Genomic DNA, 21,100 nt, shown 5'->3' on the forward strand with positions numbered 1-21,100 from the left:
GATTAAATCTCATCCCAACTACCAAAGTCTACGTTCCTACGGCACTATCGCCGCCTGATTCTGTCCGATGTATTGATATAGAAAACTGGTCTTTGTGGTTGGATTTACAGATTTTGCTAAAAACGATTGTGACTGTAGCTCAGAAAACAGGAGCTTACTGAAACATACTTATCGCTCGTGTATTAAAAAGATCTTATGGAATATCAAGAACATCTTAATTTAGATTTGCAAAAGTATTGGGAGAGCCTAAAACGCAATTGGTTACCTGCTGTAGCTACTTTTGGATTAGTTTCTGTCCTTGCAACCTTAGTAGCATGTTTGCAACAACCTGAATACGAAGCTCAAGGAAAACTACTATTAAAAGTTAGCCGTACTCCTTCTCTAACAGGAGTAGGTCAACAATTTGAAGAATTAGATCCTCCTCTAGCAGCAAAGAGCAGTCCTCTCAATACAGAAATAGAGATTATTCGTTCTATTCCTCTGGTACAACAGACGATTAGTACCCTTAACTTAAAAGACCAAAATGGCACTTTTCTAGACCCACAAACAATTATCAAACAACAGCTCGATGTAAAAAATATTGGAGCAACAGATGTGTTAGTAATTTCTTATAAGAGTCATGATTCTACACAAGCTGCGGTAGTAGTCAACAAACTCATGAACCTTTACATCTCTAGAAATTTACTTACTAATCGTACTGAAGCTGTTACGGCGAATAAATTTATTGCCAAGCAATTACCTATAGCTGAAGCTAGTGTCCGCCAGGTAGAAGCAGCTTTGCGCCAATTTAAGGAAAAAAATCAAGTCGTAGCTTTGGATGAGGAAGCTAAATCGGCAGTCAAAATTATTGAGGAGTTAGAAAACAAAATCAAACAAACTGAAGCTGACCTTGCTGATGCTACTACTCGGTCGGTAAATCTTCAACAGAAAGTAGGTATGACTTCAAAGGATGCCTTAGCTATAAACTCTCTCAATCAGTCTTTAGGGGTGCAAAAAGTTCTGGAAGAATTACAACAAGTAGAAAGCCAAATAGTAGTCCAACAAAATCGCTTCTCAGATAATAATCCTACGATTATCAATCTAAAGCATCAAAGAGATAGCCTCAATTCATTATTACACGATCGCGTTCAACAAGCGCTTGGGACTCATACGCAAATATCCAATCGGAGTTTACAAATTGGAGAAAGTCAACAAAAACTGATTGAAGATTTTGCTGCTACGGAAGGAACGCGCTTGGCTATACATAGTCGTTTGACTTCATTATCTAAAGCTCAATCTAGCTTTAAAAAACGACTCACGACTCTACCCAAATTAGAACAGGAACAGCGAGAGCTACAGCGAAGACTAGCAGCAGCTCAGTCTACTTACCAAACCTTATTGCAGAAATTTCAAGAAGTGCGGTTGGCAGAAAACCAAAACACAGGTAATGCTACTATAATTGAAAACGCCTTAGTTCCTACAAAAGCTTCTATTCGCAAACCAGCTTCGATCGTCATTTTAGGAATTTTATCAGGAATTTTTCTTTCTACAATCGCCGTTCTAATTTTAGAAATAACGGACAAATCTATTAAATCGCTTCAAGAAGTCAAAAAAATTTTTGGCTACGCAGTAGTAGGTGATATTCCTCAGTTTGGGCAAAAAGTTAATAGTCATCGTCAGGATGAACAGCAAAATATTCCACCAGTTTTTGTAAGAGAAATGCCTGATTCTTCTATCAGTGAGGCATTCAATATCCTTCAGGCTAATCTAAAATTCTTTCATCTATTACATCCAGCAGATAGTATATCGATTCAAGCCACTCACGCAAAAAGGAAAATTAAGCCATCTCTCAGTCTCGGAACTTTTATCAGTAGTTTGAAAAATTCCAATAAAGCCTTCAAAACAATTGTGGTAACAAGCTCTATCTCTAGAGAAGGTAAATCTACAATTTCAGCTAATTTAGCCGCAACCATGGCAGAAATAGGACGTAAAGTTCTGCTAGTAGATGCAAATATGCACCATCCAATACAGCACCAAATTTGGAGATTATCTAATACATCTGGTTTAAGCAATATTCTAAGCGGTCAAGCTGGATTTGAGGTCATAGAAAAGTCTGATGTGGCTAATTTAGATATTTTGACCGCTGGAGTCATACCTCCTAAACCTATAGCTCTGCTAGACTCTCCACGGATGGCTTTATTAATTGATTATTTTGCTGCTCGCTACGATTTTGTAATTATCGATGCGCCTGCTTTCAGCTATGCGGCTGATGCTCTCACTTTGAGTCATATGAGTGATGGCGTTTTATTTGTAGCACGACCTGGATTACTTAACTACGTCAGTGCTGATGCTGCTAAGGAGTTATTAGAGCGTTCTATTCAAAAACCTCTGGGTTTAGTCATTAATAATTGGAGTAAAGAAGAAAAATTCAATCATTCCTTAGTCTCTTTCAGAAAAATGAATTTAAAAAACAATAACATATCCTCTAAAAAAAATCCTTTTAAATACAATGGCTATACTCATAATTCTACATGAGGATTGACAAAGTTTTGGAAGACTAAGTACTCGATCGCAAAAATCATTGCCAACTAGTAAAACAAGCAAAATTGTTGAACCTTAGAAAAAAGTTGAGGAGCGTATGAAAAAAGTTTTAGGAATATTGGGGGGAATGGGTCCTCTTGCGTCTGCGGAGTTTTTAAAAACAATCTATGAGTTTAATCTTGCTGATAGAGAACAAGAAATGCCTGCATGTTTTCTTTACTCCGATCCGACAATTCCCGATCGCACAGAAGCGATCGCTAATGGCTTAGATGATTTATTACTTAACGATCTAATTACAGTTCTAGAAACACTTTATTTATTGGGTGTTGATAAGATTGTCATCCCTTGTATAACTATACATTATTTTCTTCCCAAGGTTCCATCAATTTTGAGAGAGAAGATCGTGTCTTTGGTCGATTTAATTCTAGAAGAAGTCTTAAATAGGCAAGAACATCAACTTTTACTCTGTACGCAAGGAACGCTGAATACATGTATTTTTCAACAACATAGATTGTGGAAATGGGCTGAACCATACATAATTGTTCCGCAAGCAGAGCATAAACAGATTCATAATCTGATTTATCAAATAAAAAAAGAAGGTATTCAGAAATCTGCTTTGGTTTTCCTCAATACATTACTAAATAAATATGAAGTAAATTCTTTTATTGCCGGATGCACTGAATTTCACTTGCTTGCAAAGTACCTTATCCAACATAATGCTCGATATTATCGCGTCGTAGATCCGCTCTTAATTATAGCAACAAATTTAAGAAGATTCATCGATTTACAACCACACGATGCAGATTTTACAACTATCGATTCGAGAAGGCGATCGCCTATTTATTCCTTCAATGAGCGTTAACCAAAACCAGTTTTTATTGGACGGTCAATATGTCACAAATACATAAATCACAGGGTAAGTATGCGAAGGCAGCTTTTGCTCTACTACGCTTGTTTGGGTTCAAATCAATCCCAGCGATCGCCAAAATACTACAAACATACATACCTTTTCCCTTACTTCATTTATATAGAACGTACAAGTATAATCTTTCTACCGTAATAGATCGGCAGCTATCAAATTTTTTCCGAAATCAAGTAGCAACAACTAAAAAGTTAATTGCTAATAGAAAAACAATCTTGTTCTACCCAGAGTTTCCTACTTCTGGGGCAATTTACTATATCTGCCTCTTTCTAGGTTATAACGTCACTAATAACCCCGAAGCAGCTTTCGATCTATGCATTAAGTGGAAAGATGCAACTTTTTCCCCAAAGGATTACGTACTATTTCGATTATCAGTTCAAAATCCAATTCTTAGCATTGTCAATATAAACTGCGAAAATATTAGCAAAACATATGTAGATCGAGTATTTCACACTGTGTTTGGTTACAGCGTCACTGTAGATCCGCTGACATATACCGGACAATGCGTGATGAAGTCCGACCTAAACGGTCAGCACGACGGCAAGATAATTTCTTGTCCGATTGACGCAGTAGAACCAGGTATTGTTTATAACAAACTCATCGATAATGAAGTAGAAGACGGCAAAGTACTACTACTAAGAGTTCCGGTATTTAAATATATAATTCCCTTTGTTTATTTAAAATACTTCCCAGTCGAACATCGCTTTGGTAGATCTTTTGCTCACCTAATTTCGGTACGGTTAGCGGAGGCTCAAGACATTTTTTCTGAAGTAGAAATGAGTAAAATTTTATGTTTTTGCCAAAAATTAGGTCTAGATTATGGCGAATTAGACATACTCAGAGATAGAAGAGATCGACGATTGTACATTGTTGATGCTAATAATACTCCCTCTGCCACTATGATTTACAATCCTCTCGATCTACCTCTCGATAAGCAGAAATGTTTTCTGTCTCCCAGCGATCGCCTAATTGCTCTGCAAAAGCTAGCTCAAGCCTTTAAAACAGCACTGTTAAATCCATCAAAATTGTAACTAGGGTATCCTATGATGGACATCCGGCAAAAAGTAGTCAAAGGTGTAGTTTGGTCTGTGATTCAGCACTGGGGTAGTCAGACAATCTCCTTTGCTGTATTTTCTCTCCTAGCTCGCTTACTTAAACCAGAAGAATTTGGTCTGGTTGCTTTAGCTAGCGTTTTTATCGCTTTGATGGAAATCTTTCTCGACCAAGGATTATCTCAGGCGATCGTTCAACGCCAGCAATTAGAGCCAGAGCATCTAGATTCTGCTTTTTGGGCAAACTTGACAGTTGGTATATTACTAACTATATGCAGCATCATTTTTGCTAAACCAATTGCTAATTTATTCAACCGTCAACAACTAGCACCAATCTTGCAATGGCTGTCGCTGAGTTTTTTGTTGAACTCCTTCGGTTGCGTACAGCAAGCAATTTTTCATCGCGAATTGGCTTTTAAGTTTGTCGCAGCGCGATCGCTCTTGGCAACTCTAGGCGCTGGTACGATTGGCATTACTATGGCGGTTGCTGGCTTTGGTGTTTGGAGCCTTGTCGGTCAAAAGTTAGTGGGTGCTTTAGTAGGAGCTGTGGTTTTATGGAGTGCTAGTGGCTGGCGACCAAGATTTTGTATTTCTGTAAAACACTTCCAGGAATTGTTTGCTTTTGGTATTAATGCGATCGGATTAAACGCAATCAATTTCTTTAATCGCCGCACTGACGATTTTTTAATCGGATATTTTCTCGGTCCTGTAGCACTAGGGTATTACACCATTGCCTATCGAGTGTTATTGGTCATGACGCAATTACTAATTACCGTCACTAACCAAGTTGCATTACCTACTTTTTCTAAACTGCAAGCAGAACCCGAACGATTGCAACGTGCGTTCTACACTGTGACGCAACTAACAAGTCTCGTCGCTTTTCCAACCTTTATCGGTATGGCTGTGTTAGCGCCTGAAGTCGTACAGATATTATTTGGCAGTCAGTGGCGATCGAGTATTCCAATTATGCAAGTATTAGCATTTGTTGGCATTCTCCACTCGATGTTTAACTTCAATTCCACTGTAATGATGGCTAAAGGTAAACCAGCTTGGAAATTGGGGGTAAACTGTCTGACTGCTGTAGTTAATATTTTAGGTTTTATATTAGTAACTCGTTGGGGAGTTGTAGCTGTTGCATTAGCTTATGTCATTGGTAGCTATTTGACTTTTCCAATTTCTATATATGTAGTGCGTAAATTAATTCCTTTACAACCGATCTCCTATCTACGTCAATATGCGATCGCGATCGCGGCAACCTCGGTTATGGTAAGTGCTATTTTGGCAGCCAAATATTTTTTGCCTAGTTTGCTCTCTCTACCAGCCTCACTAGCGATCTATACGCTAATCGGTGCTGTTTTTTATGCTCTAACAATTTTCATACTCGCTCCAAAGTTATTTTGGCACATTCTGAGTTTCATGCGTCAGCTGATTCGCTCTGACAGAGAAGGTAATGAGATATGAACGATCGACCTTTAGTTAGTATAATTATCAATAATTGCAACTATGGTTGTTACGTTGACAAAGCAATTGAAAGTGCTTTAAATCAAACTTATTCTCATCTGGAAGTTATTGTAGTTGATGATGGTTCTATCGATGATTCTCGCGAAGTCATCGCTCGTTATCAAGATCGAGTCATTCCAGTTTTGAAAGAGAATGAAGGTCAGTCATCAGCATTGAACGTCGGATTTAACATAGCTAAAGGTGATATTATTTGTTTCCTTGATGCCGACGATCTGGCTCTATTAGAAAAAGTTTCAGAAGTTGTCAATGTATTTAAAAATAACCCAGATATCGGTTGGTGTTTTCATAGCATTAAGGTAATGGATATGAAAACGGGTAAGTTGCTAAAACGAATATGCCATGACAATGTATATGTAACTATCACAGAGGAAACAAAGCAGTCGCGATCGCAAAAATGCGATTTTAGAGCGTCAATGCTCGAACAAGGAAAAGTAGATTTTATTATACCTCCGACCTCTGGTTTGTGCTTTACACGTTCTCTGCTCCAGCAAATTTTTCCCTTGCCTCAGTATAAAACTCATAAAACCTCAGCTGACCGCTGCTTGAAATTTTCGGCGATCGCGTTAAGTCCAGGTTTTTTCTTAGATCGAGAGCTAACTATTCAAAGAGTACACGATTGTAACGCTTACACTGCTAGGAGCGATCGACAACAATATATGGCAAGATCGATTTTAATTATGGCTAACTGGATGAGAGTTAGATTTCCAGAATTAGCAAAGTTTACTAATAAATCTTTCGCCAAAGGACTTAGCATTTACTGGCGCACTGGCGGAGTGGAAGCATCAGCTAAAGAACTTGTCAAAAAATATCTGGCTTCAATTTCAATTCTAGAAAGGCTGGGAATTAGTTTAAGAGCAGTTTACTATAGTTTAAAAATTTGGGAGCGATAATAATTCATGTGTTCGTTGTTGCAGTCGCTTGGTAGTCGATCCCCCAACCCCCTTAACAAGGGGGCATTAGTTCCCCCCTTTTTGTTGCAGTTGCTTGGCAGTCGATCCCCCAACCCCCTTCAAAAGGGGGTATTAGTTCCCCCCTTTTTTAAGGGGGGTTAGGGGGGGATCGAGATCTGAAACTTCAAACGTTTAACTTCTATATTTTTAACTACAAATCTGTAAGAAATAAACATCAATTAAACTCAACTCAATAGAAGATGAAACTACAGATTGCCATCCAGAAAAACTTATTTGAAAAAGGATTTGTAGTTTTAGCTCTACTACTTTTCTCAGATGCTTTGATTTCGCTTTTCCGCCGTCAAGAAGGATTTGTACTTGATGCGACTGAAGGCGATCCAGTCATGCAAATTTTTTTATTTGGGGTCTATGCAGTCACCTTCTTCCTGATTCTGCTGCGGTGGAAAAGTGTTATGCAACTCGTACTTAAGGAAAAGCTATTAATCCTGCTAGTCGCGATCGCGCTTTTCTCCGTGCTTTGGTCTGTTGCACCAATAGTCACTCTTCGCCGTAGTGTAGCACTCGTCATGACAACTTTATTTGGGGTGTACTTAGCGACGCGCTACAGTTTAAAACAGCAATTGCAGTTGCTCGCGTGGACTCTAGGTATAGCAATAGTACTCAGTTTTCTGTTTGCGATCGCCCTGCCAGCTTACGGAGTTCACCAGGAAGGGGGACACATCGGCGCTTGGCGAGGAATCTTCGTGCATAAAAATGCCTTGGGTCGAGCTATGGGTTTAAGCGTGGTGTTGTTCTCGCTTTTTGCTCTTTATAGCTACAGATATCGATGGATTGCATGGACTGGTTTTGCACTTTCGGTTGCCTTAATGCTGCTGTCAACGTCAGCAACACCCCTTTTGTCTTCCCTAATTGTTCTCGCTCTATTCCCACTCTACAGCCTGTGGCGGTGGCGCAATCCTCTATTCATGCATTGTGTTGTCATGACAATGACGCTTGGCGCAGCTATGGTTCTATGGCTTTTGAGTCAAGTGGAAGCAATTCTCGCTGCTACCGGACGGGATTTAACTTTTACCGGACGCACAGAATTGTGGTCTGTTTTGCTGCAAGCAATCCAAAAATCTCCCTGGTTGGGTTATGGATACAGTGCCTTCTGGCTGGGTTGGCAGGGCGAATCTGGAAGGGTATGGAACGTACTGATTTGGGAACCTACATACGCTCACAATGGTTATTTACAATTAGGACTCGATTTAGGCTTACTAGGTATTGCAGTATTCGTCTTGGGATTCTCGATTTACTTTGGGCGATCGCTAATCTGGGCGCGTACTAACCAAACTGCCACAGGAATGTTTCCATTAGCATTTTTAACATTCTTGTTGCCGTATAACATGACCGACAGCATTATCTTGCAGCAAAACAATATTTTTTGGATTTTTTATGTTTCCACGGTTTTCTCAATGACGATTCAGCCTCAGCCAGCTAAACCGCCTGCAACTCGGAAATTTTCAGCATAGGAAAACAATCAAATATGCTTCACAAACCCGTCGTCCTAATTTATAGAAATAATCTCCTGCCAGCCTCAGAAACCTTTGTGCAAAAACAAGCAGAAGCCTTACGGGATTTTATTCCTTATTACGTAGGCTCTCGTCTCGTACAAGGTTTGCAACTTCCTCAAGAGCGCCGGATCGCCCTCAACCAAGGTGGATTGTTAGGCTTGACAAATGAGCTGTCTTATAAGTTATGGGGGAAAACATCTGTCGATTTTGTGCGATCTTTACAGCGACTTCATCCCGCACTGATTCACGCTCATTTTGCCCCAGATGGGGCGATCGCTTTGCCACTAGCGCAATGTTTACAAGTCCCGCTCGTAGTTACGTTCCACGGTTATGACGCTACTATGCACGATAAGTATGCAAAAGCCTCCTTCTGGAGTCACCGCGTTTATCTGCGTCGTCGAGAGCTACTAAAGCAGAAGGCACGGCTATTTATTGCGGTTTCTGAGTCTATTAAGCAGAAGTTACTAGAGCAGGATTTTCCGTCAAATAAAGTAGTTGTACATCATATTGGTGTCGATACAGAAACTTTTCAACCCGATCCATCCGTGCAACGTCGTCCAATCGTGCTGTTTGTGGGACGGCTAGCTGAGAAGAAAGGGTGTAAATATCTGATTCAAGCTATGAATCAAGTACAAGCAGTAATGCCAGATGTGGAACTGGTGATAATTGGTGATGGACCGTTAAGGGTTGATTTAGAAAACATGGCAGCGATAAAACTGCGTCACTACCGTTTTCTCGGAACGCAACCGCCACAAGTCGTAAAAAACTGGATGAATCAGGCGCTTTTGCTGGCTGCACCAAGCGTAACGGCTGCTACAGGAGACTCAGAGGGGCTTCCTATTGTTCTCATCGAAGCTCAAGCAATGGGTTTGCCAGTTGTCAGTTCGATGCATTCTGGTATCCCTGATGCTATATTACACGGTCAGACAGGTTTCCTGGCTAGAGAACGAGATTGGAGGACACTAGCTGAATATATTTTGCTCTTACTTAACGACCGAACCTTATGGCAGCAACTTAGCCAAAACGGTCAAGAACGAGTCCGCACCCGATTTAATCTTCGCAGTCAAACTAGTATTTTGGAAGATATTTACTACACTACTTTGCGACCCAAGGTAAGGACACAAATAGTTCATAACTCAATCTCGCAATCCTAACTTTTCCCAATTTGTTACCTTTTTGTTCCTAGTTTGACACTTTTGTTGTTGTAAATTAAACATCAAGGTTGAAGATAACAGCTTCTGAGATTTACTATCAGGTTTGCCAGTTTATTTTCACCGAAAAACATCGAGTTGGATGTAACACTCTTCCCACCATGTAGTAGGGTGGGCATTGCCCACCTTTCCCTAAAGCTTAAATTGCTAAACACTAGTATTAACCATCTATAGCATTCCGATCGAACTGTACAACACGCAAAATGAATGTCATTACTCGTTTGTGATTTCGTAATGACAACTTACGACTTACAACTTCCAAATCTTATGCATCGATCGCAAGTGCTACAGATAACAAGGAGTGAAAATGATGATGAAACTTATCAATCTAAAAGAACTAGTTTGCTCTTGGTTGGATGGAATTGAGATTCGTGACTCTAAAAAAGCCCATTTATTGTGTAAGGCAATTCCATCCAGTTGTCCGTTTGAGCGCGAAATCAAGTTCTTCAATCGCATCCTAGTTCATATTCCGCCCCTATGCAAGTTAAATCCTTTTTACGAGCAAGTGGTAAATCTTCGCTTTAAAGCCCTATGCTATCTAGCGGACGAATGCGGAGAGGATATAGCAATATATTGCTAGTACTTAACGCTGTCAAAAAATTAGTTAAGCAGTCATTGCAATTTTTGCAGAATTTAAGGACTAATGACAGTGTTTTAGAACTGTAAATATGGAACACAAAAGTGTGATATGCAGGCTTGGCTACTTATCTGCTGCCCCACGAGCCTCTACTCGTCCTGACGCTGAAGCAGGCGGACCGCGATCGCATATGTTGGGAGTGATGAGAGCTTTTGCAGCTCTCCAATGGCAAGTTCATCCTTTTATTGTAGGCGATCGCGTCCCGCGTAGTTGGGTGACAAAAGGCTCGGAGCGCGCCGTAACAGCAGGATTTGTTCGGACTCTTGGATCGGATTTAATCCGCTTGTACATGAGTAACCTCAATGCAAGACGAGCTTGGCAAGAATTAGCTCAAAAGGTAGATTTGGTTTACGAGCGTCGTGCTGCGTTGCAGTCTCTAGGTTGGATCTTCAAGCAGCACGGTATTCCCTGGATTTTAGAAACTAATTCCCCTTTATTCTATGAGACAAAAGCAGAGCGCAAGAATGTTGTTTTAAGCGATCTCGAACGTCAATTAGAAATTCAAGCCTACCGAGAGTGCGATCTGCTGGTCTGCGTTACCCAAGCACTCAAAGAAATTATTGTTCGAGAAGCAGAGATCTCACCAGAGAAAGTCATTGTCTTACCCAACGGCGTAGATACTAGTGTTTTTGACTCCGAGGGTCGTCATCCCAAACGCATATTCGATAACTTCACAATTGGATTTGTCGGTAATCTTTACCCTTGGCAGGGTTTAGACGATTTGCTAGAAGTCCTTAACGACTTGCAAACAGATGGCTTCGATCTGTCTCTGGTCGTTGTAGGAGACGGTCAGATGCGACAGGAGTGGGAATCTAAAGCTCGTAGTTTGGGTTTATCAAACCGGGTCGAGTTTGTCGGTCAAGTTTCCTGGGACGAAGTACCCGATTATATCGCCGGATTTGACTTAGGATATTCCGGTCATGTCAAAATGCAAATCGGTACAATGTATCATTCGCCGCTCAAAATCTATGAGTACATGGCGATGGGCAAACCAGTTTTAGCTTCGGCTTTTGAGGATGCTAAGTTCGCGCTGCGAGATGGGAAAACTGGATTTTTGTTTCCTTCTGGCGATAAACAGGCGCTTAAATCGGCATTGGTCAGAGCTTATGAGTCGCGGGTAGCGTTACCAAACATGGGAGAGCTAGCTCGACAAGAGATCCTCACTTACCACAGTTGGACTGCCCGCGTTCGGACATTAATTGAAACAGTTGAGCAAATCTTTAGGGATAGGGAACAATGAAGCAGTCCTATTACCTGCTTGGAGTGTGGGTGAATGCATTGACAATCTCGGATCTCAATCGCCTCATTGCCGAGGCTGTTAAGCGTGACGAACGATGGATTATTGCCAATCACAATTTACACAGTCTTTGCATCTACCACAAAGACCCAAAGATGCGTGCCTTCTACGATCGCGCTGACTACATACATGCTGATGGTATGTCTCTAATTTTGCTGGGGCGGTTGCTGGGCTTGCCTCTTAGACGAGAGCATCGAGTTACATATGTAGACTGGACAGATCATTTGATGGCGGTAGCCGCGCAGCAAGGTTGGCGCATATTTTATTTGGGAGGTAAACCAGGAGTCGTCGAGCGGGGTGCTAGTATACTACGACAGCGATTTCCTGGCTTGCAATTAGCTACAGCTCACGGTTATTTTGACGTGCATCCGAGCAGTTCAGAAAACCGAGCCGTTTTGGACGCGATCGCCGCTTACCAACCGCACGTACTGATGTTGGGTATGGGTATGCCTCGACAAGAACACTGGATACTAGATAACCTCGATCGACTGTCTGCCAATGCGATTTTGACTGCTGGAGCTGCTATGGACTACGTAGCAGGAGCCGTACCAACTCCCCCTAGATGGGCGGGACAATTCGGTCTAGAGTGGCTGTTTCGTTTGCTGGCTGAACCGCAACGGCTCTGGCGGCGCTACTCAATTGAGCCTTTGTTGATCTTGAGGCTATTAGCCACCGAGTTATTAGTTAAAGAACGATGACTGGGAGACGTAGGTTTTTGTTAGGTTTGGGTGCTTTAGCAGGTGTAGGTGCTGGCGCTAGTCAAGCTCAGTCTGGGTACGATCGGCAGATATTAGCGGCAGATACAGACGCGGCGATCGAGAATGCTTCTTTACGCGAATGGGCAGCAGCGAAGGGATTAGTCTATGGAGCCGCTACGCAAGAATACATGCTGTCATCCAATCCGCAATTTGCCAGCAGCTTTGTTCGAGAGTGTGCCATGCTCGTGCCAGAAGACGAATTGAAGTGGAAAAGTCTTCGCCCTAGTCCAAACCGTTTTGACTTTACGCGCAGCGATCGCCTAGCTCAGTTTGCCAAAACTCACAATCTACTTTTTCGCGGACACACCTTGTTATGGCACGCCCGATTACCATCATGGTTTAAATCGACGGTCAACCATCGGAATGCCAGACAGATAATGCTGGAACACATCACAAAAGTTGCTGGGCATTATGCCGGACAGATGCATTCCTGGGATGTGGTCAACGAGGCAGTTTTTCCCGAGGATGGACGGTCTGATAGTTTGCGAATTACGCCGTGGTTGAGGTTTTTGGGTTCCGATTATCTCGACATAGCATTTCGCGCCGCCTTCGCAGCAGACCCGCAGGCATTGCTAGTTTACAACGATTATGGTATGGAGTATGACACACCTAAAGATGAAGCAAAGAGAACTGCTGTTTTAAAGTTACTAGAGCGTTTGAGATCTCAGGGAACTCCCGTGCAGGCTCTTGGTATTCAAGCTCACTTATGGGGGGGAGAGACTCGCTTTAACCCTAGTCAATTAAGGGCTTTTCTGAAGGATGTTGCAAGTCTCGGTCTGAAAATTCTAATTACCGAACTGGATGTGACAGACAAACACCTGCCATCAGATATTCATCTCCGCGATCGCCTAGTTGCCGGAGTTTATCAAGATTATCTGTCCGTGGTATTAGATGAGCCAGCGGTCATTGCCGTCATCACTTGGGGACTGAGCGATCGCTACACTTGGCTGTCCCAGAAGCAAGCACGCCGAGATGGGGGAGCGGTACGTCCCTTACCACTTGATGCAAACATGAGACGCAAGGAGGCGTGGAAGGCGATCGCCCGTGCTTTTAAGCAAGCGACACCTTTATAGCAGGGTCTCATTCTCAATTACAGTTGGTGCTGGCTTTGTCACATCCAACTGGCTCGATAATCCCGCACGAACTCTTCCATACTAATAGGCGATCGCTGCAACAAATGTCTGACATCTTCGGTAACTTTTGCTGCCAACCCCAAACGTGCTGTAGTGTAAATTCCCAGCATTACCACAATCAACTCAGGCTGTAACCCTCGAATATACATTTTCCGGGCAAATTTTAAGATAGAAGGATGAGTGTAAACGATTTGTCTTCCTAAAACATTTGTAAAGATCTCGGCGATTTCATAATAGTCCAGTGCCTCGCTTCCAGTCAGCGGATATGCCCGATCCTCATGTCCTGGTTCAGTCATCACTTTTACGGCGATAGCGGCAATGTCCCGCACGTCAATAAAACTTGTCTTACCTTTACCTGCTGGGACAAAAATCTCGTTGCGATCTCTAATATCCTGACAATGCGTTGTACTCAAGTTCTGCATGAAGAAACTTGCCCGCAGAAAGGTATACGCTAGACCAAGAGATTTAATGTAGGCTTCGATCTTAGCGTGGGGAACGATCGCCATGCGTTCTGCTCCCAGGAGAGATAGAAAGACAACGCGATCGACACCTGCTGCTTGGGCTATTGTCAGCGCGGGATAGATATATTTCTTCACCTGCGAAATCGCAGGTGGTCTGACCAAGAACAATGTATTAATTCCCCGAAAAGCAGGCTCAAAAGTCTGGGTTTGCTCAAAATCAAAAGCAACAGACTCTACACCAGAAGGTAGGTGAATGCGCGAATCAGAATGACTTCGTACAGCAGCTTTGACTGAATATCCCCGTTTGCTCAGCAAACGCACAACTTCAGAACCAACATTGCCTGTAGCGCCCGTTACCAAGATGTTATTACTCATTCCCGCATTCTCTCAAATGTTTGGAGAAACTGCAAATGATGATGTGTTGTCTTCACAGCATTAAACTTTGGAATGTCTATAGTAAAAATATTGAAGATTGCATTACTTCTCTATTGAAAATTCAGTAATTATATTGTATTTATCTATTGAGTAAGTTGAATTACTCATAGTGCAGTTTTGCCTTGCAGTATGGTTATCTTTCCTATGATTTAAATTCGATTGCAGGCAGAGAAGAAAGCAAAAGAATGCGAACTTACTCCGAAAGATTTAGCCTTGCGATCGCTTTTTATAAACTCTAAACTTATGAAAAGAAACAGCACTGTATGAGCGTTATACCGTTGTGGCTCAGGAGCGCGCATTGAAGGAGAGCGATGTCAAATGTGCGAACAGTGCAAATTAAGGACATCGATGGTGTGGAGTTTTTATCGCTTCCTCCACTTTGTTACCGTCGAGGGGAGGCGCAATCCTCCATCAGAGCGGTCTTAGATGGTTTACGTCGAGTGTCCTCCTTCATTAATCGTTAAAAGCCGAAAAGATTGCCTTGCTGACTGGAAGCAAGCGATCGCATTCCATTGGAATCTCCCTGAACAGTTTTGCAACATTTACTGCTGACGAGATAGACCCTGGTTAACTGCTCGTACAGCAGTTTGTTTGTTTCGGTCGGTAGGTAATCAAGGTAATAAATTTCAAGTTCGCTGCGGAATTCTTCATATATTGCAGTCGAACTTCAATTGAGTCTTCAGTTCTTTTAAATCTTTAGTTCTAGAGGAATCCGGTTTGATTATCGAAAAAACCTCAATATGGGTAGGGTGTGTTACGCGCTTGCGTAACACACCAAAAACTGAGAGTGATGCGTTAGCCTTTGGCGTGACGCATCCTACGTAGATTTCAAAAATTAAATATGAGTTCTATAGTTATCTACTTTTCGTCTTTACTGTATACCGCATACAGTCAAAAGAATGCTAACTCACTCAAAAAGTTTCACCCTAGCAACCTGGCAATCTTCTGTCTTAAGATTTTTTTAAGATTTAATTTGCACTCTTAAATGTGTAGTGTAAAAATTCGTCAAACATGAGGACAAACTGATGAAAACTAATTTAGTTACGAGTACCAGTCTGGTTGCTGCCGTGAACGACAATAACCTCGAATTAGCAAAAAAATTGATTGCTAGCGGAGCGGACGCTAACCAAACGGACAGTTATGGAAATAGCCTGCTCATAATTAGTGCTGCCAATGGTGACTCTGAAATGGTCAGGCTGTTGCTTAACTCTGGTGCTAATATTCGTGCGGTTGACTCTAGCATGAAAGGAACTGCACTTCACGCCGCTTCTTATCTGGGGTATCCAGCAGTGATGAAAGTTCTAATTGAATATGGGATCGATCTCAATGCTCAGGGTCCCTACAACGGGTACTCTGCTCTCCACGATGCGGTTGTGCAAAATAATATTGAAGGGGTTAAGCTACTCGTAGATGCGAGCGCACAGTTAAATACTAGAAGCAAGTATGGGGATACCCCTTTGGAGCTAGCAATGAAATGTAGGCGTAGAGAGATTGTTAGCATTCTCGCATAGGTAAAAACCCAATCAATGCTCGAATGGACAACTGTTAACTACTCTCAAAGATACGTCGCCATTCCAGCAAATAGACATAGTATCAATGGAATGTCAGCTAGTTGAGAGAATTCTACCTCGACACTCTCCAAAACCAACTCTGGCATAGCCTTCCTGCTCGCAGTATCCGCGCAGCTCAATTTCATCTCCGTCATTTAGGTAGGAACTTACCTCGCCTGTTGGCAGTTGAATCAACTTTGAGCCACGCTGAGTGATTTCGAGTAAACATCCTTGCGTTCCTGCTTCAGCGCCAGAAACTGTGCCACTGGCTAGCAAATCTCCAGAGCGGAGATTGCAACCATTACTTGAGTGGTGAGCAAGCATCTGAGCTAAAGTCCAATACATCGATTTGAAAGAAGCGCGACTTAGGCGCAACGGCTGCATTCCCATAACACGCATTTGCTCTGAGCAGACTAGTGCTTCTACCGTAAGGTCAATGCCACCTAGTTTAGTATCATGCGCTGAGGAAAGATAAGGCAGTGGTAGCGGATCTTCCTGGGGACGTTGAAAAGATGCACAACGGAATGGTGCTAGAGCTTCTAGGGTTACTACCCAAGGAGAAATTGTCGTTGCGAAGCTTTTGGATAAGAAGGGACCGAGGGGCTGATATTCCCAAGCTTGAATATCTCTTGCCGACCAATCATTCACCAAGCAAAGCCCAAATATGTGTTCCTCCGCATCATCAATTGAGATGGGGTGACCTAGCTGATTTCCATTACCAATGAAGAAACCAACTTCCAGTTCGTAGTCCAAATGTTGAGAAAATCCGAAACTTGGCACTGACTCCCCAGAACTTCTCCTCTGACCCTTGGGACGCGCGATCGCAGTCCCGCTAGGCACGATGGAAGAAGCACGACCGTGGTAAGCGATCGGGACGTATTTGTAGTTAGGCAGGAGTGGATTGTCGGGACGAAACAACTTACCAACATTAGTGGCATGAAAGATCGAAGCATAGAAATCAGTATAATCGCCGATATCCGCAGGTAATAAAAGTTCTGCCTCAGACATCGAGTAAAGAATTTTGCTTTCTAAGGGGGGATTTTGGGCATCGGCTCGTAAGAGCTGACTCAAGCGATCGCGCAATGCTGAGGCTGCTCTACTTCCCATCACCATCAATTGATTTAATTTAGGTGCAGTACATGCAGCTTGTAGTTCCTGGGGAAGTTCTTGCAGCAATCCAGCTTGGCAACACGCAGTTAAATCTAAAATTCGATCGCCAATCGCCACCCCAATTCGGGAATTATTGCTGTTCCGAGGTCGAAACACGCCAAACGGCAGGTTTTGGATCGGAAAATCAGTGTCCTTTTGATTTGCCGATTCAACCCAACTGCGTAAATTTGGATTGTGGGTGCGATTGATGGGACGGATCATGCGGGAGACAAGGGAGACACGGGGGACAAGGGAGCAATTCAAAATTCAAAATTAAATCGCGCACCACACAATTACCAATTACCAATTACCAATTACCAATTACCAATTACTAATTTAAAACATGCTTGAGGTCGTTGACTGGCTCTTGAAAGGAGCAGGAACCGAATGAGCGGAAGAAATGTTGTCGAGCTGCTTCTATCTCTAAAATATCTAAACAGCGATCGCGCCAGCAAATACTATCTTGTTTGAATTGGAAAGTGTTGCTGGATGCTTGGAGAAGTTCTAAGGCTTCTGTTGGCGTGACTTTTTGCCAGTATGCGAGTGCTGCTAAAGTTGCCACATTCAAGAAGCCATGCATTAATGTGGCAGGACTGTCTGGTTCGCTAGTCAAGGGATATTGAGCTGGTAAGGGGTGGTGCAAACCTGCGGTTGCTTTAAAAGGAACTTGGGCTTCGGCAAATGAAAAGATGCATTGGCTCAATTGAGTAACGCTGGGAAAAGCATTGATGGTTGCGCCGCCAGTGCGAATTTTAGCTGCTGCACCAGTATGCCGCAGAACCTTTAAATATGGCTTTAAGTCGCTATTAAAGGGAATTTCAAAAAATGCTTCAACTTCAGTAGGAAGATCGGACGACACTCTTTCTATTTCTGGAGGTGAAAGAGCAGAAAATTCAAGAGCTGCGATCGCTACCTTGTTGCCAATGTGAAGGGATTGCACCTGCTCGATTTCCGATTCCAGTCCCGAAAGAATTACACTGAGCGACCAATGCTTTAAAGAAAACGCCGACAATAGTTCCGCGAACTCCGACAAACGGGAAATTGGGATGACAAAGCGACTCAGCATCCAAGCGTAGGGTGATGCCGAGTCTTGGACGTAATTTTCCATTGCTTGTCGCAAGTCAAGCTTTGCTGGGGGAAACAGTCCGGCATAGTCTACAACTGAGGTGAGAAGTGCTTTTAGTGATGCGAGCATTAGATCTCATTTCCTCCTGACGCTCTGATTTAAAACGCGCCTCTGTTGCTGTCCGCTGCTGTGTAATCTCTACTCTTAAATTATCCCCTACCGCTGGCAGAAGTTATACACGAAGTTATACATCTGATTGAACTCGATCGCAAACAGACAGCTTTCATACTATGAATACTAATCAATAATTGATTAGTATTCATAACTCAAGGAGTGTAACGCGAAAAAGTGGAGTCAGACCAATTTTTCGAGAGTATGCATCTTGATATGAATAGGCTCAAAAAACCAAGCATGATTCAACTGGATTACAAGGAGCGATCGTTATGGTGAAACTTCTCAATCTACGGGATTTGGTTGACCAATGGTTTGATAAGATAGAAGTGCGCGATCGCAAGATTGCCAAATTATTATGCCAGTCGATCCCAGCAAGTTGCCCTTTTGAACGAGACATTAAGCTTTTTGGGCGTACTTTATTTCACATTCCACCTCTGTGCAAGCTAAATCCTTTTTACGAGCAATTGGTTAGCCTGCGGTTCAAAGCTCTGTCCTATCTAACGAATGAATCTGATAAGCATAAAGCACTATATTGCTACTAATGAGAGTGCCTTACGGCAAACAAGTTTTACTAAGCGATCTTTTGAAGCAATAAAGATCTCCCCAAGCTACTGCCGCAATTGTAGACAGTCAGTCGGTAAAACTGGAGTTTAGACTAAATAGCCGAAAACAAAGAAAGATAGGGGATGCACTTGAACACAGTTCCCCTATTAGCAGAATCGCCAGAACAGTATGATGTGCGTTAGCGCAGTTATCACTATTCTTCTGACCCCTACCGCTAATCGAAAAGTCCCAGTTGCTTCACTGGGACTACGCTCGGATTTACCTAATTAGCTGTAGCGTATAGATATAGCCTCAAGCTTTAACTTCAAACGGGTGCTTCATCTTCCCCTAACTGCTGCTCTACTTTACCAATCGCCGCATTAATGCCTGCTAGTTTTGTCTCTAGATCGTCTCGCATCCACTTGAGAAACCAAAGCCTACGTTCTAAAAAGCTTTTGCGAGACATAGGTTCGCGCTCCTTTGCAGCTACTACCCCAAAAAGGAAACATAGCTTACCTCAAAAAGTTATTTCTATTTATTATTGTGTCTCTATTCGCACTGCGGCGGGTAGGAAAATCGTAGAGAGAAAACCGATCTATGTCAGCCTGTCCCCATCGTAGCTTCTTCGTCTTCATCGCGATGCCGAGGGTGAAACGCGCTTGTCGCGACCATCGCCCATATACCAGCAGTCTTTCTCGCATTTCAAACCACCAGAAGGGGGTTTTTGTGGCTCAATAATATATAGCATGACAAGCAAAAATTTTTAATGTCCCCGATCGCTTTTCCCTAATGACATGGAATCAAAAATTGGTAGGATTTTGCTAATAGGAGTGACTGGCGGCACTGGCAAAAATGCAGTCAAGGGATTTCTCGATACTGGAGTGACTGACTTGCACGCCATTACTAGAAAAATCGACCTGAGCCGCCCCAATTTGTCAAAGATAAGTGATGCAGGCGTTGAGCTAGTTGAGGCTAACTTGGATGATGAAGCATCGCTTCAAGCAGCTTTGAAGGGAATTTCGGCTGTCTACTGCCACGGTTTGTCTGCCGATGCTGCTAAACCCGATCCACAAGAGATCGAGAGAGCGCACCGACTGGCACGAGCGGCTGTTGATGCCAAGATCCAGCATTTGGTGTATAACTCCGCTGGTGGAGCAGATAGAAATTCTGGAGTCAGCCATATCGAGCAGAAGTATCAGGTGGAGCAAGTTTTCAAACAGGCTGGCTTGCCAACAACTATGCTCAGAGCTTGTCTATTCATGGAAGAGTTTTGGAAGAAGTACACGCGACCATCCATCCTCAAAGGGGTCTTCTCCTTTTCGCTTCAGCCCGACAGACCGCTACATCTAATTACAACTAGGGATATGGGACGCATTGCTGCTTATGTGATGAAAAATGCACAAAAGTACATTGGTCAAGAAATTGAGCTGGCAGGCGACGTGCTAACTCCTTTACAAATGGCGCAGAGTTTCTCAGAAGCACAGTCCACGCCAGTTGTCTACAGAGAAATACCTGCATGGATATTTCTACTTCTTTGGCGATGGGAACTATTTGCCCTGATTAAGTGGTATCGTACGCAAGGCTATCAAGCCGATGTTAGGCGCTTAAGAGAAGCGGAATTTCCCAGACTCCTGACTACATTTAGTGAATTTCTGGCAGAAACTCACTGGGCAAACAAAGAACTTACTTACGAAAATCTGTGAGCAGAGGCGATCGCTTCCTATCCCTTCTAATCCTCTCATCAAGCTTCGGCACTTTCCGCACCGTGCGCGTGGAAGCAGTGGTAGAGGGTTCTGCAAGTGAATTGGCGGATAAGCTAGAACTGACTAGCGAACTGAATCGCAGCGAAGCAGAGAGCGTCGCGCTGTTAAGCGGTTCCTTTATCAATACTTTGGGTAGAGGAAATCCTACACTAGGACTTGCCACAATAGCAGGTTCTACCCTATCCAACTTCCAAGACAATATTACCGAGATTGGTGAGGTTTTGAGCATTGATGAATTACGCTTTCCTACCGCAGCAGTAGAAATTGGAGCGTGGCTTTTTTTGAGACTTATGTAGCAGGTTCGCAGCAATACCGTCCCTATCTGAGTGCTGATTATGCTCGGTCTATTAGTCAAATGCCTTTAACTCTAAGCTTAATACAATCTCTACCTTCAGATAGTTTGACTCAATAAATCAGACGATATCTACCGTTTGGCTGCACCAG

The 21,100-nt window shown here is 42.8% G+C and carries 19 protein-coding genes and 1 pseudogene; 16 read left to right on the plus strand and 4 right to left on the minus strand.

The annotated features are described in order from the left end of the window. The first annotated feature begins 195 nt into the window (after nt 1-195). The 11 genes from C7Y66_RS13090 (at nt 196) to C7Y66_RS13140 (ending at nt 13,455) form a co-directional block, all read left to right on the plus strand. Complete coding sequence (locus tag C7Y66_RS13090) at nt 196-2,514, plus strand: polysaccharide biosynthesis tyrosine autokinase (RefSeq protein WP_106545913.1); 2,319 nt, start codon at nt 196-198, stop codon at nt 2,512-2,514. Between the two features lie 103 nt (nt 2,515-2,617). Continuing rightward, complete coding sequence (locus tag C7Y66_RS13095; protein ID WP_106545914.1) at nt 2,618-3,382, plus strand: aspartate/glutamate racemase family protein; 765 nt, start codon at nt 2,618-2,620, stop codon at nt 3,380-3,382. A 29-nt stretch (nt 3,383-3,411) separates the two neighbouring features. Then, nucleotides 3,412-4,473, plus strand: a complete 1,062-nt coding sequence (locus C7Y66_RS13100) for a hypothetical protein (RefSeq protein ID WP_106545915.1) — start codon at nt 3,412-3,414, stop codon at nt 4,471-4,473. Nucleotides 4,474-4,485: 12 nt separating this feature from the next. Beyond that, on the plus strand, nt 4,486-5,955 hold the full coding sequence (locus C7Y66_RS13105) for an MOP flippase family protein (RefSeq protein WP_106545916.1): 1,470 nt from the start codon (nt 4,486-4,488) through the stop codon (nt 5,953-5,955). Further along, nucleotides 5,952-6,905 (plus strand): glycosyltransferase family 2 protein, encoded by a 954-nt coding sequence (locus C7Y66_RS13110; protein WP_106545917.1) that lies wholly within the window; start codon nt 5,952-5,954, stop codon nt 6,903-6,905. The genes C7Y66_RS13105 and C7Y66_RS13110 overlap by 4 nt, the downstream gene beginning before the upstream one ends. A 260-nt stretch (nt 6,906-7,165) precedes the next feature. Continuing rightward, on the plus strand, nt 7,166-8,437 hold the full coding sequence (locus C7Y66_RS13115; RefSeq protein ID WP_106545918.1) for an O-antigen ligase: 1,272 nt from the start codon (nt 7,166-7,168) through the stop codon (nt 8,435-8,437). A gap of 14 nt (nt 8,438-8,451) precedes the next feature. Further along, nucleotides 8,452-9,633 carry a glycosyltransferase gene (locus C7Y66_RS13120; protein ID WP_106545919.1) on the plus strand — a complete coding sequence of 394 codons (1,182 nt, stop codon included), beginning with the start codon at nt 8,452-8,454 and terminating at the stop codon, nt 9,631-9,633. A 364-nt stretch (nt 9,634-9,997) separates the two neighbouring features. Continuing rightward, nucleotides 9,998-10,270, plus strand: a complete 273-nt coding sequence (locus C7Y66_RS13125; RefSeq protein ID WP_106168782.1) for a Mo-dependent nitrogenase C-terminal domain-containing protein — start codon at nt 9,998-10,000, stop codon at nt 10,268-10,270. An 88-nt stretch (nt 10,271-10,358) separates the two neighbouring features. Further along, nucleotides 10,359-11,567: a glycosyltransferase gene (locus tag C7Y66_RS13130; RefSeq protein ID WP_106545920.1), complete on the plus strand. Its 1,209-nt coding sequence runs from the start codon at nt 10,359-10,361 to the stop codon at nt 11,565-11,567. Next, complete coding sequence (locus tag C7Y66_RS13135) at nt 11,564-12,322, plus strand: WecB/TagA/CpsF family glycosyltransferase (protein WP_106545921.1); 759 nt, start codon at nt 11,564-11,566, stop codon at nt 12,320-12,322. The genes C7Y66_RS13130 and C7Y66_RS13135 overlap by 4 nt, the downstream gene beginning before the upstream one ends. Continuing rightward, the gene (locus C7Y66_RS13140; protein WP_106545922.1) at nt 12,319-13,455 is read left to right on the plus strand and encodes an endo-1,4-beta-xylanase; all 1,137 of its coding nucleotides are present in this window, start codon (nt 12,319-12,321) and stop codon (nt 13,453-13,455) included. Before C7Y66_RS13135 ends, C7Y66_RS13140 begins: the two co-directional genes overlap by 4 nt. Nucleotides 13,456-13,493: 38 nt before the next feature. Here the strand turns inward: C7Y66_RS13140 and C7Y66_RS13145 are convergent, their stop codons facing one another. Next, nucleotides 13,494-14,351 (minus strand): SDR family oxidoreductase, encoded by an 858-nt coding sequence (locus C7Y66_RS13145; protein ID WP_106545923.1) that lies wholly within the window; start codon nt 14,349-14,351, stop codon nt 13,494-13,496. Between the two features lie 1,085 nt (nt 14,352-15,436). Here C7Y66_RS13145 and C7Y66_RS13150 point away from each other — a divergent pair. Further along, on the plus strand, nt 15,437-15,922 hold the full coding sequence (locus tag C7Y66_RS13150) for an ankyrin repeat domain-containing protein (RefSeq protein ID WP_015154197.1): 486 nt from the start codon (nt 15,437-15,439) through the stop codon (nt 15,920-15,922). 93 nt (nt 15,923-16,015) lie between these two features. Here C7Y66_RS13150 and fahA read toward each other — a convergent pair whose 3' ends face one another. After that, entirely contained in the window at nt 16,016-17,332 is a 1,317-nt protein-coding gene (fahA, locus tag C7Y66_RS13155) for a fumarylacetoacetase (protein WP_106545924.1), read from the minus strand. Between fahA and C7Y66_RS31080 the strand changes: the two genes are divergently transcribed. After that, nucleotides 17,306-17,461, plus strand: coding sequence for a hypothetical protein (locus tag C7Y66_RS31080; protein ID WP_158265918.1), 156 nt, complete (start codon nt 17,306-17,308; stop codon nt 17,459-17,461). The two genes, fahA and C7Y66_RS31080, sit on opposite strands and share 27 nt — an antisense overlap. On the opposite strand, the gene C7Y66_RS13160 is transcribed toward C7Y66_RS31080, so the two are convergent. Next, entirely contained in the window at nt 17,442-18,305 is an 864-nt protein-coding gene (locus C7Y66_RS13160; RefSeq protein WP_106545925.1) for a hypothetical protein, read from the minus strand. The genes C7Y66_RS31080 and C7Y66_RS13160 overlap by 20 nt on opposite strands. A gap of 314 nt (nt 18,306-18,619) precedes the next feature. Between C7Y66_RS13160 and C7Y66_RS13165 the strand changes: the two genes are divergently transcribed. Next, nucleotides 18,620-18,892: a Mo-dependent nitrogenase C-terminal domain-containing protein gene (locus tag C7Y66_RS13165; RefSeq protein ID WP_015154194.1), complete on the plus strand. Its 273-nt coding sequence runs from the start codon at nt 18,620-18,622 to the stop codon at nt 18,890-18,892. A 326-nt stretch (nt 18,893-19,218) separates the two neighbouring features. On the opposite strand, the pseudogene C7Y66_RS13170 reads toward C7Y66_RS13165, so the two are convergent. Then, nucleotides 19,219-19,402, minus strand: a pseudogene (locus C7Y66_RS13170) (hypothetical protein). Between the two features lie 285 nt (nt 19,403-19,687). On the opposite strand from C7Y66_RS13170, the gene C7Y66_RS13175 reads away from it, so the two are divergent. Then, nucleotides 19,688-20,596, plus strand: a complete 909-nt coding sequence (locus C7Y66_RS13175) for an NmrA family NAD(P)-binding protein (protein ID WP_106545926.1) — start codon at nt 19,688-19,690, stop codon at nt 20,594-20,596. Next, nucleotides 20,593-20,952, plus strand: a complete 360-nt coding sequence (locus C7Y66_RS13180) for a translocation/assembly module TamB domain-containing protein (RefSeq protein WP_071925431.1) — start codon at nt 20,593-20,595, stop codon at nt 20,950-20,952. The genes C7Y66_RS13175 and C7Y66_RS13180 overlap by 4 nt, the downstream gene beginning before the upstream one ends. The last annotated feature ends 148 nt before the right edge of the window (nt 20,953-21,100 follow it).

This window comes from Chroococcidiopsis sp. CCALA 051 (assembly GCF_003015105.1).
Classification (GTDB): Bacteria; Cyanobacteriota; Cyanobacteriia; order Cyanobacteriales; family Chroococcidiopsidaceae; genus Chroococcidiopsis; species Chroococcidiopsis thermalis.